The sequence below is a fragment of the Nostoc sp. genome, from assembly GCF_036916735.1.
Taxonomy (GTDB): domain Bacteria; phylum Cyanobacteriota; class Cyanobacteriia; order Cyanobacteriales; family Nostocaceae; genus Nostoc.
In genome coordinates this window covers 79,135-94,262 of record NZ_JBALFV010000025.1, presented here as the reverse complement: position 1 = coordinate 94,262, position 15,128 = coordinate 79,135, and the positions used below count along the sequence as shown (strand labels likewise).

Below are 15,128 nucleotides of genomic sequence, written 5' to 3'. Positions count from 1 at the left end.
CAAAATTGAAATTTGTTCAATAAACATTATCAAAATAGCCTGCAAAGACAGGCTTTGTTTATGTAACCCTAGAGACTTGCAGCCTGAAGGCATTGATGTGCAACTTTGTATGATAGTAATTAGCATTTACATTTATTAATGTCCGATTACTTACAGAATTGCAATAATTTCTGTCTAGATTAAGAAACTTTAGCAAAAAAATTTGGTTTTAGCAGCAATATGGTTCAAATAAGGGCATTAGAGGAAGACGAAAATTTGCCTTCTAGCTTTCTCTAAGAGGACTTACTTTAGCTCGATAAAGCAGCTTCTCACCTTGAAGGTAACCAGTGTAGCGCACCTTGACTATTTCTCCGGGTTGTGCAGTTCCTTCCATCAATTGGTGCAATTGGGGATCATAAGGTAATTCTGCTCCCACGGGTGCGATCGCTTCCACTCCCCACGCCTGTAAAAGCTTTTCTAGAGGTTTTTGCACCAACGGTACTATTTTGACTGCTGCTAGCTGGGGATTCTCTTGCGCTTTCTGTGCTGCGGTTGGCCATTGCAATAATAAAGACTCCAGCAGTTGCAAACTCGACTGCTGGAGTTCTTGTAGTAATATATCTCGCTGTTGTCCTAATTGAAGTTGCGATCGCTGGTACTCTTTTCTTAAATCTGCAATTTCTTCTAATAATTCCTGAGTAGGCGCTGCTTTCTCTGGTAACAACTCTACGGTTGAAAAAGTTGCGATTAATTCATTCAATGAAATTTGTAGCACTGGCGACAGCTTGAGCAGTACATCTACCCGCATCTGCTCTAGCTTTCCTTGGCGTAACCGCAAAAGTTGACGCTCTGAAACACCAGCAGCGCGACTGAGCGCTTTGAAACTAGGAATCCCCGCCTGTTGCATTAAATTTTGCAACTTTTGGGAATTGGGAATTGGGCATTGGGAATTGGGCATTGGGGATTGGGGATTGGGGATTGGGGATTGGGGATTGGGCATTAGTGATTAAGTTTCTTCTCTATCCCTTTCTATTCCCTATGCCCGATGCCCCATGCCCTATTTCCTATTCTTCCAGTAAACTTCTCAACATCCAAGCTGTCTTTTCGTGTACTTGCATCCGTTGAGTTAATAAATCGGCGGTAGGTTCATCATTAACTTCCTCTACCACGGGGAAAATAGAGCGTGCAGTTCTGACTACGGCTTCTTGTCCTTCCACTAGTAAACCGATCATTTCCACAGCTTTCGGAACGCCAGGAGTTTCTGGAATCGAACTTAGTTTGGCATATTCGCTGTAGGTTCCTGGTGCAGAATAGCCAAGCGCTCTAATCCTCTCGGCAATTAAATCAACTGCTAAAGCTAATTCTGTATACTGTGTTTCAAACATCAAATGCAATGTTTGAAACATCGGCCCCGTTACATTCCAATGGAAGTTATGAGTTTTCAGATAAAGTGTATAAGTGTCAGCCAACAGGCGAGATAAACCCTCGGCAATTTTAGCCCTACTCGCCTCGTCAATGCCTATATTTACATTTTTGACTGTTACTTTCGATGACATAATTTTCTCCTAATTAGGTTATATGTAATTGGGGATTGGAAATTGGGCATTGGGCATTGGGCATAGGAGGCAGGAGTTCTTCAATTTTGAATACTTCGACTGCGCTCAGTACAAGTTTTAAATTTTGAATTGATTTCTCCCCTGTTCCCCATTCTCTACGCCAAGTGCATCTTTAAAACGCTGCGGGGTGCTTTACGAACTCTGGCTAAAACGGTTTCTTTGCCTAAACGCTGGCAAGCCTCATACCGATGGCAACCAGAAAAGCCATAATATTGTCCATCTACTTCTAGGACATCTATAGGTTCTTGCTGCCCAATCTCCGCAATCGATTCCATTAAGGCTTGCACTTTGTTTGGATCGTTTGCACGAGGCAACGGCCGTTTTATCTGATTTAATGGAATTTCTTGGACTCTAACCATAAGGAGTTTATCCAACTAGTTCTGTTTTGTGTCTCTAACTAAATCATAGTCGTTATGACTACGTTTTGCAACCCCTTTAGGCAAAACTGTTAATGGTATCATTGGAGCACTCATGCGACAAAAAAACCGCACTACAAAGCAATTAGAAAATCAGCTCCAACACCGCATTAAGGGGCAGAAGACAATCGATTACTCGCTATCGCAACTCTTGGAGACGCTCTTGCTAGCTTCCTTCCTCGTAGGGGTACGCTATCAGGTAGCTATGAAATTTTCGCTTTGGCGTTTTTCCCACACTGTGCTGACCACATTTTGTCTATTGGGACTAACTGCTGCATCAGGGCCTGAGAGTAACATCCAGGGTATGGAATTGAAAATTGGGATTGTGCAGCGATTTGGCTCACAACCCACAGCCAAGCTGCAATTAGAACCCACAAAAGGCGATCGCTTAAAGCTAAAATTTATTGTGGGCAACAAGCAACAAACCTTGGTCACCAAAAATCCTGTAAAGCTGGAAACAGTCATGCAAGCTTTACCCCAGCCAACAGTTGAGGAAGTGGTAGTTTTAGGCACATACCGCACCTTTGAAACTGCGGAAGATAGTGCTAATAAATGGCGTTCTCAAGGAATGGAAGTGGAAATAGCCCAGCCAGAACGCTGGCAGGTTTGGGCGAAACGCGATGTTTATAGCACTCCTTTACTGCGACGCTTGCTATTGCAAAACATCCAAGCTTCTACCAAAGAAAAAGTATATCTTGATACTAAAGTTTTTAAACAAGTCCCACGAGTTAGTTGGGTGGTGGATGGTAAACGCTACAGCCCAAATGATTTAGAAATCACCACTGATAGAAACTTGATTCGGGTAAATAAAAGCGAAAAACAAGAGTTTGCTCGTCTTTATGCTGGGCGAATGAATTTGCAGCCAAATGCTTATGGCACATACACTTTAGTTAACCAAGTTCCTTTAGAAACTTATTTGCGTGGGGTTGTGCCTTACGAAATAGGCACAGATGCACCAACAGCAGCGCTGGAAGCCCAAGCAATTCTCGCGCGGACTTACGTCTTAAGAAATTTACGCAGGTTCGCCGCAGATAACTATCAATTGTGTGCTGATACTCACTGTCAAGTTTACTATGGACTGAATGGAGCAGCTGCCAAAACAGACCGAGCGATCGCCTCAACTAGGGGTAAGGTAGTAACCTATAAAAATGAATTAGTAGATGCCCTTTATTCTTCTACCACTGGTGGCGTTACCGCCTCCTTCAGCGATGTCTGGAATGGTGACGATCGTCCCTATCTGCGCCCTGTACTGGATGCTGCAACTAATTTTTGGGACTTGTCTAAGCAGAGTTTAGCAGATGAAGAGAACTTCCAAAAATTTATTAATATCCAAGAAGGATTTAATGAAAGTAAGTGGGATATGTTTCGTTGGCATAAGGAAACCCCTCTAACCGATATTACCAAGGACTTGCAGAAATTTTTGCAGGTGAAAAACAGTCCTTATGCCAAATTTAAGACAATTCAGGCTATGTCAGTAGTAAAGCGAAGCCAGAGTGGGCGTATCCTTGAACTGGCCGTTAAAACTGATAACAGCACCTTTGTTCTTTACAAAGACGAAGTTCGTAGTGCCTTTGCTGCTCCTAGAAGTACGCTATTTTACATAGAACCCCTGAATAAAGGAAAACCCGAACTGTGGGGATACGCCTTTATTGGTGGTGGATTAGGACATGGAGTCGGCTTGAGTCAAACTGGCGCTCAAAATTTAGCTAAATTAGGTTGGTCAAGTCCAAAAATTCTCCAATTCTACTATCCTGGTACTCAGATTCAGATTTTCAGCAAAGAGACTAAACTTTAAGCTAATCAGAAAACTCCATACTTAAAAAATCAAGCAGGAACACAAAATTTACTGTGTTCCTGCTCAACACGAAATTAGACTTTTTGTCAAAGTCGCTTTATAGACATGGCATTGAAAGGCGTTGACACTAAATGTGATGTTTCTATTTTTTCAACATCTCTAACCCTTGCAAGAGGTTTATTGTTGAGAGGTTTAACTCTTAGTAGAGTTCTTCCTCTTTGTGAGTTTCAATTGTCACGTCAGAAGTTGGGTAAGCAACACAGGTCAGTACATATCCAGCTTGTATTTGATCGTCATCTAAGAATGACTGATCACCTTGATCAACCGTACCCGATACGAGTTTACCTGCACAGGTCGAGCAAGCACCAGCGCGGCAAGAGTAGGGCAGGTCAAGACCAGCTTCTTCGGCAGCGTCTAAAATATAAGTATCGTCATCAACATCAAGTGTTTCGTTCAGCCCTTCGGCTTCGTTCTTTAGTGTCACTTTATAAGTAGCCATTGAGTAATCCTCTCTTTTGAAAACAGCAGTATAAGTTATCTTTAGGCAAAGGTAACGGCTGTTTTATGAAACTAGCCGCTCGTTCAAATTTGCTTCAATTCTGATACTACGAGAAAAATTAAACGATGTGACTGGAAATTGAACCCGATTAGTAATGAAATTTAGTTACTTAATCCTGATAAGTTTTATTTATATTATTTTTGTCCTTAGTCAGGCTGAAATTATAAAAACTTATATAAATCGATGAAAAATATGAATAGGATTAATGCCACCTATATTGTCTAGGACTTACCCAGAAGAGATCCCCAACTTGCTTTAAAAAGCAGGGCTGTATCATTAATTAGGTAGAGATTTTCTCAATATCATGAGCAAGAAATCAGGATTGAGTTGGTAATCTAAAAAATACCGTAGCAACACCGTAAATTTAAGTACGTTAACGTAACCTCTTGTAGAAAAGCCTTGCCGTATCCCTATTCAAAAGCCAGCTACGCATAGCGAACGTAATAGAAGACGTTGGCTGCGCGATCGCCTTCATTCTTTTATGGTTATAGTTTTGAAAAGATTCCTTAGTACGAATGTTGTAAAGTCTAAACTGGTGAAGTTTTTTGATTCCTGATCAAGAGAGAATCTCACCACTAGAAGCATGAAAGAATCAAAAACAGAACTAGTGAGGATCATGTATAATTCAGAAGCAGCTTTGGAAAAAGCAAAAGTGCGTGTAGGTTTGGTGGGTACTGGCTATGCGGCAAAGTTTCGATCTGAGGCATTACTGCATAATGAGGGAATGCGATCGCAGTTAATCGCAGCTGTTGGTCATACCGCAGAAACAACAGAAACCTTTGCCAAAAAGTACGAGATTAAAGCGTTGAGTTCTTGGCAAGACCTAGTAAAACATGAAGATATAGACCTGATTGTGATTTCCACTATCAATCGAGATCATGGTATGATCGCTCGTGCAGCACTGACTAACGGCAAACATGTGATTGTAGAATATCCTCTTTCGTTGGATGTAGTCGAAGCTGAAGAACTGATTGCCTTAGCCAAAGCACAACAAAAACTCCTGCACGTTGAACACCTGGAACTTTTGGGTGGTTTGCATCAAGCTTTGAAGCAAAACTTAGCCAAAATTGGTGAAGTTTTTTATGTTCGCTACAGCACCATAAATCCCCAGAATCCTGCACCCCGCAAATGGACTTATAACCACGAGTTGTTCGGTTTTCCCTTAATGGGAGCGCTGTCTCGGCTACATCGTCTCACAGATTTATTTGGCAAAGTATTTAGTGTTAACTGTCACCAGCGATATTGGGAAGTAGAACCGGAATATTACCAAACCTGTTTGTGTACAAGTCAACTTTGCTTTAACAGTGGACTTTTAGCCCAAGTAGTCTATGGCAAAGGCGAAAGTATTTGGCAATCAGAACGCAAGTTTGAAGTTCACGGTGAAAAAGGTGGTTTAATTTTTGATGGTGACACCGGAATATTTATCCAGCCAGGGGAAACAACACCTATAGAGGTTGCCCCTCGCCGGGGTTTATTCGCCAAAGACACAAGTATGGTTTTAGACCATCTTTTTGATGGAACTCCTTTGTATGTTACACCAGAGGAGAGCTTGTATACCCTGCATGTTGCTGATGCTGCACAAAGAGCTGCACAAACAGGGTTAACTATGTTTATGGAAGATATCTAGATAAAAGTTAATGAAAACCGAACTAATTGTTATTTTATCCCAACGAGAATTAGACAAAATGCGTCAAGCTGGGCGTTTAGCAGCTAAACTTCTCCAGCATCTCGAACCGTTCGTGAAGCCAGGGGTTAGCACTCTTGAACTAAATGATGAAGCCGAACGTTGGACGCAAGCACATGGAGCAAAAAGCGCCCCCCTTGGTTATAAGGGCTATCCTAAATCAATTTGCACCAGTGTAAATGAGGTAATTTGTCACGGCATTCCCAATGCCAAACAAATTCTCAAGGATGGTGACATTATTAATATTGATGTAACGCCAATTATTGAAGGTTATCACGGCGATACATCCAAGACATTCTTTGTCGGTATTCCTTCCCCAAAAACGAGAAAGTTGGTAGAGGTGACAGAAGAGTGTTTGCGCTTGGGTATTGCTGAAGTTAAACCTGGGGGACGCATTGGCGATATTGGTGCAGCTATTCAAGAGTATGCTGAAGGACAAGGCTTTTCTGTAGTGCGAGATTTCGTTGGACACGGTATCAGTAACGTTTTTCACACTGCGCCGGATGTTCCGCACTATGGTACACGAGGTAAGGGTAAGCGCCTTAGACCAGGGATGGTTTTTACTATTGAGCCAATGATTAACGAAGGTACTTACGAAGTCGAGGTTCTGGCTGATAAATGGACTGCGGTCACGCGCGATCGCAAGCTTTCTGCTCAATGTGAGCATACCTTAGCTGTAACTGAAGATGGCGTTGAAATCCTCACCTTACCTGAAGGCGAGAATTACTATGGTGTATGACAACACAATATGAAAAAATTCCTTTCGTTTGGGAGGAACCAAAGCCATTAATCCCAGTACCTGAAAGACTTATATTTCGTTCACTCAACGATGTCAGTATAGAAGATTTTACTGCTGCCGTTAGCTGTACTATCAGTTCATCATTAGACCGAAGTGATCAAAAGACAGTTAGAGAATTGGGAGCAGATCAGGCAGTGGCAAAGTTAATGGCACAAGTAATCAATGACTTTGATTATGAACCACAATGGTGGCAACTTGGCTACAACAATATAGGTGAACTAGTGGGGTTTATCCAACCAGTAATATATCGTGGATGCCGCAGAGAGAATCTGGAAGAAGGCACAATCTACTATATTGGTGTTGTCCCCAAGCAGCGAGGGAAGCGTTACATTTACGACCTCCTGTGCCAAGCCACCCATCTTCTGCAAAAAATTGGTGTTTGGCAGATATTTTGTGATACAGATATCCTGAATGCACCAATGATTAGAGCCTTCCAAGATGTCGGTTATCGCCAGTTTAGTTCACCCTGGCAACGCCCTTTATAGGGAGGGGCTATCTAATAGGCATTTAACTTAGACTTTTGTCGAATAGATTATGCTTAAAAAAGCTGGCCTTGCTAAATAGGAAGGAAGAACAATAGGTTGATGAAAATCTCTCCCAAATATTAAGTAGATTTTTTACTACTTGATTAACATAATGACTCAAACTCTTGCTGCGGAAAACGTCACACTTGAGCAATTAATATTACTCTATGGATTAGAGTTAGTTGATTCGGAAGAATTCTTTCAAGAGTGGCAAGATGACCTACCAGAACTGACAAGCTTAGAAAAACAACTATTGGATCAAATAAAGGCAGGTTACATAAATTTACGAAACTATCCGCCTTTATTAGAAAATACAGTTAACACGATTGTTTTATCGCCACTGCTATTCATTGGCAAGTTTTATTTACCTCCTTTTCACCTCAAATTAGAGAAATCTATCGAGATTGAAACACCAGACAAACAAACTATCATCAAAGGACGAATTGACTTCTTACTTCTAAATCAAAAATTCTGGGTAACAGTTATTGAGTCTAAACAAGTTGCTTATTCTGTAGAAGCAGGACTTGACCAAATTTTGGCATATATGCTGGCTGCTCCCCAGTCACAAGATGTAGTATTTGGCATGATTACTTCTGGTGGCAGTTTTATGTTTATTAAACTGCTCAAAGGTCATCCTCCTCGCTATGCCACTTCAGATATTTTTGATGTCCGTAATCGTGGTAATGAGTTATATAATGTACTGCGGATTTTGAAGCGTATTAGTCAATTGACTTTTGCCTGATCAAAGCTAGTTAAAATAATTAAGAGCAGCAATACCTGCTCTAGTTCTGAACCTGGAAGGATAAATATCTATGGTTTCAGCCACTATTAATACAGGCAATATTAGCTCTGAGGCATTCGTTGCTGGCTATCTGGATGATGTACGCTACGAGTTAATTGACGGAGAACTAATCGACTTGGAAGCCACTGGACTTCATCAACAGGTAGCTGGGTTAATTAATCGTAAGCTCAATGTAGCAATTGATCTGCTCAACTTGCCTTGGTTTATTCCCATGAAATGCCAGATTAAACCATTAGGTCAAAATTCAGCTTTTAGACCTGATGTTGTGATTCTTGATCAGACGGCTTTGGCGAATGAGCCATTATGGAAAACTGAGCCAGTGATTACATTAGGCAAATCTGTTAAATTGGTCGTGGAGGTTGTCAGTACCAATTGGCAGAATGACTATGCCCGGAAAGTGGAAGACTACGAAGCTTTAGGCATTGGGGAGTATTGGATCGCAGATTATCTAGGGCTAGGAGGCAAACGCTACATTGGCTTATCCAAACAACCTGTAATCACAATTTATCAATTAGTCGATGGAACTTATCAAGGACAACAATTTAGGGGAACAGAACGCCTCATCTCCCAAACATTTCCAGACCTGAATTTGACAGCAGAACAGATATTTGTTGCAGGTCGCTAGAGTTAGGATTGGGGAACAGGTGACGCTCTCTGAGGATAAGTATTTGAACTGCTTAATAATTATTTAGTGGGGGTTATGTTAGAAAAGTGCAAAAACGATATAACATGACTCTTGGCACTATTTTGATGTCAACATCATCAAAACAGTGCTTCTCAAATCTTCAGAGTTAATAGCAAAGACCTGTTCCAATCAGGTAAGTAGCTGAACAAAAATATTTACAGTCATTGCGAACGAAGTGAAGCAATCCCAACCCCTTGCGATTGCTTCGTTTCACTTCGTTACACTCGCAATGACATTATGTAATTAATTCTGTCCGACTACTTATGCTTCTGTTATCTCTTCCCACTCGTTATTTTTCCACCTTATTTTCTCGGTGTTGCTGAATGAAAGTGTGAAACTCCATGTTTGAAACTGTTTCCTTTGCATCTTTGGAGGAAACCAAATTCATACTTTTAATCAGCAACGCTGTTTTCTGATGGGGAAGTGATGAGGTAATTTTTTTACCCTGTAAGTTTAGGAGAAACTCATTAATGGCATATATAACTCTTAACGGTACTAATGATGCTGACACTCTAATTGACTACAATCGCCCTTTACCTGATGATTATCCGTTCTCCTTTCCTGAAGTTAATCTAGTTACCATCAACGGATTTGGCGGTGACGATCTTATCGGTGGGGAAGATATTTTTACTATTTATAATATTTTTGGGGGTGCTGGCAACGATGTAGTCGTTGGCGGTGTTAACGGTGATGTCCTCATAGGGGATGATTTCGATGGTGTTGCTGGTAACGATTACCTCAGTGGGGGTGAGGACAACGATACCCTCTTTGGTCTTGGTGGCAACGATACCCTAATAGGGGGTGGTGGCACTGATATTCTCTACGGAGATACTGGCAACGATGTTTTCCAGTTTGACTCAGTTTCAGATAGTCAACCTGGTTTGTCACGGGATATTATCAAAGACTTTGTTGGAAACGGTAACTTACCCGGTGACAGAATCGATTTATCTCGCATAGACGCTAACACAATTATAAAAGGCGACCAAGCCTTCACTTACATTGGAACTCGCGCATTCACCGCACCCGGTCAGATCCGTTATTCAAAAGATATTCTCCAAGGTAACACTGATAGTAATCTATCGGCTAATTTCGAGATTCAGCTTGAAGGATCACCACTACTAGTGGCAAGCGATATTATCGTTTAATAGACTTATTGCAAAAGTCCTTAACACCCCACCCCCAACCCCTCCCCTTGGTAAGGGGAGGGGAGCGTTTGCGTTAGAAATACTAACTGTAGGTTGGGTTAAGCAAAGCGAAACCCAACGTTTTTGCGCTAACTTCCTATATTGAATTCGGGCAGTCGTTGATTGAATTTGGACAGTTGTTGATTGAATTCGGGCAGTCGTTGATTGAATTTAGGCAACCCCCAAGAATTTACATAAAGCCATTTAATATATTTGTAATCCTAATCAACATTTATTGCATGATAAAGTAAAACATATATGGAGGTAAGATTATGACCCAAGCGTTGCCCAAATTACTAACCTTTAATGAATTTATCGAATGGTATCCCAACGATGAAAAACGCTATGAATTGCACAAAGGAGTAATTATTGAAATGCCGCCTCCAACCGGTTCGCATGAAAAAGTTGTTGCGTTTTTGTCGCGGAAATTAACCGTGGAGTTTGATCGTCTTAATTTACCCTATGGAATCCCCAAAACTGCATTGATCCAAACTCCTTCTGCGGAATCCGCTTATTCGCCTGATGTGTTGCTGCTAAATCTTGATAATCTCGACAATGAACCGCTTTTTCAAAAACAGTCAACAGTCAGCCAAGCAGCATCGGTTCCAATAGTTATTGAAGTTGTTTCAACCAATTGGCGAGATGATTACTACAATAAATTTAGGGATTATGAAGAAATGGGCATTCCCGAATATTGGATTGCTGATTATACTGCATTGGGTGCAAGAAAGTTCATCGGCAATCCCAAGCAACCTACTATTTTTGTATGCGAATTAGTTGATGGTGAATATCAAATGATAGCGTTTCAAGGTAACACCACAATTTCATCACCTACCTTTCCCCAATTAAATTTAACTGCACAGCAGATTTTTAATGCAGCTAACTAATTTTTTATCTAGTCTTATAACTATCGTCCCAATTTATTAGGAATATCTTCACAACCACCAATACAGCTTATTTCGAGATTCAGCTTGAAGGATCACCACTACTAGTGGCAAGCGATATTATCGTTTAATAGACTTCTTGCAAAAGTCTTTAACACTCCCCTTTCTAAAAGCAAATTCTTAGAAGTGGGGTTCTTATTTTTGGCTTATGCAAGAAGTAAACAGAAGTACAGTGGAGTTGACTGAAGAAATGTGGGCTTCTTCAAGCAGAAAGTGGATTATTGTAGCAAAGGAGTTTTGCCGTTACCGTTAGTTGACGCATTGGCAATTCCAGCTTGAGCAGGTTGACTGGCAAGAACCGCTACAATTGGAGCAACTTTTGAACTAGATTGTTTATTTCTTTTTCCATTAGAGCCGCCAGCCTTGGAATACTCTATACTGTTTCTGCCGTAGATAGTTGCAACTCCACTTAGCATTCGTTCTGACATTTCAGAGAGGGCTTTATCCATCTGGGTTACTGTCTTACGCGATTCTTCAAGATTGGACACAAGGGTGTTATGAGCTTCTAGTACAGCACGGGTAGTGTTGATCAGGTGGTTGTAGGCTTCAATGGTTAATCCATGTCCTAAATCCAGATTTTCATCAACGGATTTAAGCAAGGCGAGACGAAGTTGGGCTTTGTCAACAGCAGCAGAACCACGAGTTCTTAAAGACATGAGATATCCTTTTTTTTATAATTCCTTTTTCAACATAGTGGAGTATCCTTTTACCTGAGATGGGTAGTTTTGTGGATTTATTTGATTAAAAGTTCAACGAAATAATTACGAGTTTGTCTGTGTTTATACTCATTTTTTATATCGATTTGTTGTTTGAGAATAAGTGCAATCAGCAATTGCGTTTGCCGAATCAACAATTGCGTTCGCCAAATCAACAATTGCGTTCGCCAAATCAACAATTGCGTTCGCCAAATCAACAATTGCGTTCGCCGAATCAACAAATGCGTTCGCCGAATCAACAAATGCGTTCGCCGAATCAACAAATGCGTTCGCCGAATCAATAATTGCGTTCGCCGAATCAACAATTGCGTTCGCCGAATCAACAAATGCCAATGCTGAATCAATACGGTTCGGTTAAGGTGTTTATTCCTCGAAGATCCCCCCAACCCCCCGATAAATTGGGGGGCTTTTTTCTAATTACCCCCTTAAAAAGGGGGTCGCCACAGGCGGGGGGATCTTATCCGAACGGTATTGATCGCCAAATCAACAAATGCGAATGTAAGAAGGTTTGAGCCATAGATTTTTATTGGGGCTAGCTCATAACTATTTTAAGCGATCGCTCTCAACCCCAAATCGGATACAAAGTATTTCAGATTTGACAGTCTTATTCCTTAAATAAACAATAAATCATCTCAAAGCTAGGCGAGGAAATTCCTTAGCTGCGTTATTCTTAAGTACTGGCAGTAAATATGCTTTTGTTACCCACGCTGCTATACTAATGGAATGGTTACATTAATTAATGGTTGAACAAAATATTATTGTTATTGGAACATCAGCAGGTGGAGTTGAAGCGCTAACTTATCTAGTCAAGAATTTGCCGCCCGATCTCAATGCTGCCGTGATTATAGTTCTTCATATATCTAGTCACAGCACGAGTGTTTTGCCAAAAATATTAAGTCGCGTTGGCAACTTACCAGCGTCTCACGCTCAGGATGGGGAAGCTATTGTTAATGGTTGGATTTATACCGCTCCATCTGACCACCACTTACTGGTAGAACAAGGATATTTACGTTTAACGCGGGGAGCAAAAGAAAACCGTTCTCGTCCCGCCATTGATCCATTGTTTCGCAGTGCAGCCCGAATTTATGGACAGCGAGTCATTGCTGTGCTACTAACAGGTCTGCTTGACGACGGCACTGCCGGACTAATGGCTGTAAAAATGCGAGGCGGTGTGGCAATTGTCCAAAATCCCGAGGATGCTTTGTATCCTGATATGCCACGTAATGCGATCGATAATATAGAGGATATTGATCATATTGTACCACTTTCAGATATTCCTTCTATTTTGATAGGTTTAGTTAATATGCCAATGGAAATAGAACCAGAAAACCCCATACCTAGTAAGATGGAGTTTGAAACTGAAATAGTGCAATTGAATTTAAAAGCAGTAGAAAACGAAAGCGACCGACCTGGTAAACCATCAGTCTTCGCCTGTCCTGACTGCGGCGGTATCCTTTGGGAAGCCGAAGAAGGAAATTTGTTGCGCTTCCGGTGCCGCACAGGTCATGCTTTTTCAGCAAAAAGTTTGCTAGCCACCCAGTCTGATGCCATAGAGGATGCGCTATGGCTCGCTTTGAGGGCATTGGAAGAGAAAGCTTCTTTATCACATCGCATGGCTTCAAGGATGGAGGCTCGCAACCTACCATTGGCAGCACAAAGATTGAAAGAGGAGGCGCACTCTGCTCTTGAGCGCTCCGCCCTTATTCGAGAAGTGCTATTGAAAAACGATTCAAACACAGATGTTGATTGAAAGTGTGTATCTGCGTGGATTGTATCGCGTAATTAAACCCGAAGAACTGCACTAGCCGCCTCTAAGCTGTTCCACAAATAACCTTGCATATCTTGGGTGGGCGAGACGCCCACCCTACAATAAATGTACAATTTCAGATTATGCAAACTAGATGTGGTTTAGCTTATCTAACTTCTACTCATCGCTTAACGTTTCAATCAACAACTCTACCTGTTGCTGTCGCTGCTGCAAAAAACTTTCGCACTGACGCAAATACTCAACAGCACTTGCGAATTGCTCAAACACATCTGACAATTCCAACTCACCCGCCTCAATACGAGCAATTATTCCCTCTATTTCAGCAACCTTCGCCTCATAATTCCAACCTTCCTCAGAACTAAAAGCACTCTTACGTTTAACCATTCAACTCTTGGCGTCCTTGGCGTCTTGGCGGTTCGTTCACTTCCATAACCTTCACTTTAACCCCACCCTGCCCCAACTGAATGAACAAATCTTCTCCCACAGCCAACTCAGCAGCAGAACGAGCGATCGCCCCATCTTCCCGTCTCACCACTGCATAACCACGCTGTAACACCGCTTTCGGGTCAAGACTAGCCAACTTTTGCCGCAACAACTCTAAATGCTGCGTTGCTTGCTGCGATCGCCCTGTCGTAATTTGCACCAAATGCTGACGCTTCCAAGCTAGCTTTTCCACCTCCTGCTGCACTTGTCGATCTAACCGCAAACGTCGCAAACGATTTTGCAATACTTGCAGTTTATTAAGAGAATTTTCCCCAAAGTCATGCACCGCCTCATGTAAAGCCACAACTCGCCCCCGATGCTCAGTATACAACTCTGAAAGTGCTGGCACAACTCTTTCCGCGGCCGCAGTTGGTGTATGCACACATACATCTGCAACTAAATCTGCTAAAGATTCATCTCGTTGATGACCAATACCAGTAATTACAGGAATAGAACAACTAGCGAGCGATCGCACCACTCGTTCATCATTAAAGCAAGCCAACTCTTCCACCGCGCCACCACCCCGCGATAAAATTAGCACTTCGGCGCGTCCATCTCTTTCCACCCGCTCAATTGCTTTGACGATAGATTCCGGCGCTTGCTCACCTTGTACTGTAGCCGGAGAAAATAAAACCTGTAAACCTGGATACCTTTGCTTGAGAGTTTTTTGAATATCACCCCAAGCAGCAGCCGTTGGTGAAGTGACGACAGCGATCGTTTGGGGATGAGTGGGGAGCGATCGCTTTCTTTGCGCGTCGAACAATCCCTCAGCCAGCAAGCGATTTTTGAGTTGTTGATAGCGCAACGCCTGTAAACCAACACCAGCAGGTAAAGTCTGCCAAACTGATAACTGATACTCTCCCCGTTGCGGATACAGGCGAATACTACCTAAAATGATTATCTGCTCACCGGGAACGGGTATCTGGGCAAGTTTTGGCAATTGGCTATTCCATACTACACACTTAATTCCGGCAGTGCGATCGGTATCTTGCAGCGTGAAAAATAAACCACTGCGATGGTGGTTAGCACTGGAAACTTCGCCAGTTACCCAAACTTGCCGCAATTGTTCATCTTGCTCTAACAGCAAGCGGATATAGTCAGTTAATCCAGATACTGAAAGCGCCGTATCGAGAATCAGAGAGTCGGGAAGGTCGAAAGTCATTAAAGATGCGTG

At 42.0% G+C, this 15,128-nt stretch carries 17 protein-coding genes; 10 read left to right on the top strand and 7 right to left on the bottom strand.

Features of this window, described 5'->3' with window-relative positions; translation table 11 throughout:
• Positions 1-262: 262 nt before the first annotated feature.
• The 3 genes from grpE to V7L20_RS06360 form a co-directional block, all read right to left on the bottom strand.
• A complete protein-coding gene (gene grpE, locus V7L20_RS06370; protein ID WP_334743275.1) occupies positions 263-937 on the bottom strand; it encodes a nucleotide exchange factor GrpE in 675 nt (224 codons plus the stop codon).
• Between the two features lie 106 nt (positions 938-1,043).
• Positions 1,044-1,535, bottom strand: a complete 492-nt coding sequence (locus tag V7L20_RS06365) for a Dps family protein (protein WP_334743246.1) — start codon at positions 1,533-1,535, stop codon at positions 1,044-1,046.
• 155 nt (positions 1,536-1,690) lie between these two features.
• Entirely contained in the window at positions 1,691-1,954 is a 264-nt protein-coding gene (locus V7L20_RS06360) for a ParB N-terminal domain-containing protein (protein WP_012410090.1), read from the bottom strand.
• Positions 1,955-2,066: 112 nt separating this feature from the next.
• Here V7L20_RS06360 and V7L20_RS06355 point away from each other — a divergent pair, with 112 nt between their 5' ends.
• Positions 2,067-3,806: a SpoIID/LytB domain-containing protein gene (locus tag V7L20_RS06355; protein WP_334743245.1), complete on the top strand. Its 1,740-nt coding sequence runs from the start codon at positions 2,067-2,069 to the stop codon at positions 3,804-3,806.
• Positions 3,807-4,005: 199 nt separating this feature from the next.
• Here the strand turns inward: V7L20_RS06355 and V7L20_RS06350 are convergent, their stop codons facing one another.
• Positions 4,006-4,305, bottom strand: a complete 300-nt coding sequence (locus V7L20_RS06350; RefSeq protein ID WP_334743244.1) for a ferredoxin — start codon at positions 4,303-4,305, stop codon at positions 4,006-4,008.
• A 676-nt stretch (positions 4,306-4,981) separates the two neighbouring features.
• Between V7L20_RS06350 and V7L20_RS06345 the strand changes: the two genes are divergently transcribed.
• The 7 genes from V7L20_RS06345 to V7L20_RS06315 all read left to right on the top strand — a co-directional run bounded on the left by V7L20_RS06345 (position 4,982) and on the right by V7L20_RS06315 (position 10,930).
• Positions 4,982-5,992 (top strand): Gfo/Idh/MocA family protein, encoded by a 1,011-nt coding sequence (locus tag V7L20_RS06345; RefSeq protein ID WP_334743243.1) that lies wholly within the window; start codon positions 4,982-4,984, stop codon positions 5,990-5,992.
• Positions 5,993-6,002: 10 nt separating this feature from the next.
• Positions 6,003-6,788: a type I methionyl aminopeptidase gene (gene map / locus V7L20_RS06340; RefSeq protein WP_334743242.1), complete on the top strand. Its 786-nt coding sequence runs from the start codon at positions 6,003-6,005 to the stop codon at positions 6,786-6,788.
• Entirely contained in the window at positions 6,785-7,333 is a 549-nt protein-coding gene (locus V7L20_RS06335; protein WP_334743241.1) for a GNAT family N-acetyltransferase, read from the top strand. Before map ends, V7L20_RS06335 begins: the two co-directional genes overlap by 4 nt.
• A 151-nt stretch (positions 7,334-7,484) precedes the next feature.
• Positions 7,485-8,114 carry a restriction endonuclease subunit R gene (locus tag V7L20_RS06330; RefSeq protein WP_334743240.1) on the top strand — a complete coding sequence of 210 codons (630 nt, stop codon included), beginning with the start codon at positions 7,485-7,487 and terminating at the stop codon, positions 8,112-8,114.
• A gap of 70 nt (positions 8,115-8,184) precedes the next feature.
• The gene (locus tag V7L20_RS06325) at positions 8,185-8,799 is read left to right on the top strand and encodes a Uma2 family endonuclease (RefSeq protein ID WP_334743239.1); all 615 of its coding nucleotides are present in this window, start codon (positions 8,185-8,187) and stop codon (positions 8,797-8,799) included.
• A gap of 530 nt (positions 8,800-9,329) precedes the next feature.
• Positions 9,330-10,004: a calcium-binding protein gene (locus V7L20_RS06320; RefSeq protein WP_334743238.1), complete on the top strand. Its 675-nt coding sequence runs from the start codon at positions 9,330-9,332 to the stop codon at positions 10,002-10,004.
• 311 nt (positions 10,005-10,315) lie between these two features.
• The gene (locus tag V7L20_RS06315; protein ID WP_334743237.1) at positions 10,316-10,930 is read left to right on the top strand and encodes a Uma2 family endonuclease; all 615 of its coding nucleotides are present in this window, start codon (positions 10,316-10,318) and stop codon (positions 10,928-10,930) included.
• A gap of 275 nt (positions 10,931-11,205) precedes the next feature.
• On the opposite strand, the gene V7L20_RS06310 is transcribed toward V7L20_RS06315, so the two are convergent.
• Positions 11,206-11,643, bottom strand: a complete 438-nt coding sequence (locus V7L20_RS06310) for a hypothetical protein (protein ID WP_334743236.1) — start codon at positions 11,641-11,643, stop codon at positions 11,206-11,208.
• Positions 11,644-11,806: 163 nt separating this feature from the next.
• Between V7L20_RS06310 and V7L20_RS06305 the strand changes: the two genes are divergently transcribed.
• Together V7L20_RS06305 and V7L20_RS06300 are read left to right on the top strand one after the other, a co-directional pair.
• The gene (locus tag V7L20_RS06305) at positions 11,807-12,061 is read left to right on the top strand and encodes a hypothetical protein (protein ID WP_334743235.1); all 255 of its coding nucleotides are present in this window, start codon (positions 11,807-11,809) and stop codon (positions 12,059-12,061) included.
• 381 nt (positions 12,062-12,442) lie between these two features.
• Positions 12,443-13,453, top strand: a complete 1,011-nt coding sequence (locus V7L20_RS06300) for a chemotaxis protein CheB (RefSeq protein ID WP_334743234.1) — start codon at positions 12,443-12,445, stop codon at positions 13,451-13,453.
• Positions 13,454-13,627: 174 nt separating this feature from the next.
• Here the strand turns inward: V7L20_RS06300 and xseB are convergent, their stop codons facing one another.
• Both xseB and xseA read right to left on the bottom strand, forming a co-directional pair.
• A complete protein-coding gene (gene xseB / locus V7L20_RS06295; RefSeq protein WP_334743233.1) occupies positions 13,628-13,855 on the bottom strand; it encodes an exodeoxyribonuclease VII small subunit in 228 nt (75 codons plus the stop codon).
• Positions 13,848-15,116, bottom strand: coding sequence for an exodeoxyribonuclease VII large subunit (xseA, locus tag V7L20_RS06290; protein WP_334743232.1), 1,269 nt, complete (start codon positions 15,114-15,116; stop codon positions 13,848-13,850). Before xseA ends, xseB begins: the two co-directional genes overlap by 8 nt.
• Positions 15,117-15,128: the final 12 nt, after the last annotated feature.

Bases quoted from the DNA above. Each gene is read 5' to 3' on its own strand.
- V7L20_RS06300 (WP_334743234.1), top strand. From the start codon at position 12,443: ATGGTTGAACAAAATATTATTGTTATTGGAACATCAGCAGGTGGAGTT.
- V7L20_RS06355 (WP_334743245.1), top strand. From the start codon at position 2,067: ATGCGACAAAAAAACCGCACTACAAAGCAATTAGAAAATCAGCTCCAA.
- V7L20_RS06320 (WP_334743238.1), top strand. From the start codon at position 9,330: ATGGCATATATAACTCTTAACGGTACTAATGATGCTGACACTCTAATT.
- V7L20_RS06310 (WP_334743236.1), bottom strand. From the start codon at position 11,643: ATGTCTTTAAGAACTCGTGGTTCTGCTGCTGTTGACAAAGCCCAACTT.
- xseA (WP_334743232.1), bottom strand. From the start codon at position 15,116: ATGACTTTCGACCTTCCCGACTCTCTGATTCTCGATACGGCGCTTTCA.
- V7L20_RS06330 (WP_334743240.1), top strand. From the start codon at position 7,485: ATGACTCAAACTCTTGCTGCGGAAAACGTCACACTTGAGCAATTAATA.
- V7L20_RS06360 (WP_012410090.1), bottom strand. From the start codon at position 1,954: ATGGTTAGAGTCCAAGAAATTCCATTAAATCAGATAAAACGGCCGTTG.
- V7L20_RS06350 (WP_334743244.1), bottom strand. From the start codon at position 4,305: ATGGCTACTTATAAAGTGACACTAAAGAACGAAGCCGAAGGGCTGAAC.
- xseB (WP_334743233.1), bottom strand. From the start codon at position 13,855: ATGGTTAAACGTAAGAGTGCTTTTAGTTCTGAGGAAGGTTGGAATTAT.
- V7L20_RS06325 (WP_334743239.1), top strand. From the start codon at position 8,185: ATGGTTTCAGCCACTATTAATACAGGCAATATTAGCTCTGAGGCATTC.
- grpE (WP_334743275.1), bottom strand. From the start codon at position 937: ATGCCCAATTCCCAATGCCCAATTCCCAATTCCCAAAAGTTGCAAAAT.
- V7L20_RS06315 (WP_334743237.1), top strand. From the start codon at position 10,316: ATGACCCAAGCGTTGCCCAAATTACTAACCTTTAATGAATTTATCGAA.
- V7L20_RS06345 (WP_334743243.1), top strand. From the start codon at position 4,982: ATGTATAATTCAGAAGCAGCTTTGGAAAAAGCAAAAGTGCGTGTAGGT.
- V7L20_RS06365 (WP_334743246.1), bottom strand. From the start codon at position 1,535: ATGTCATCGAAAGTAACAGTCAAAAATGTAAATATAGGCATTGACGAG.
- map (WP_334743242.1), top strand. From the start codon at position 6,003: ATGAAAACCGAACTAATTGTTATTTTATCCCAACGAGAATTAGACAAA.
- V7L20_RS06335 (WP_334743241.1), top strand. From the start codon at position 6,785: ATGACAACACAATATGAAAAAATTCCTTTCGTTTGGGAGGAACCAAAG.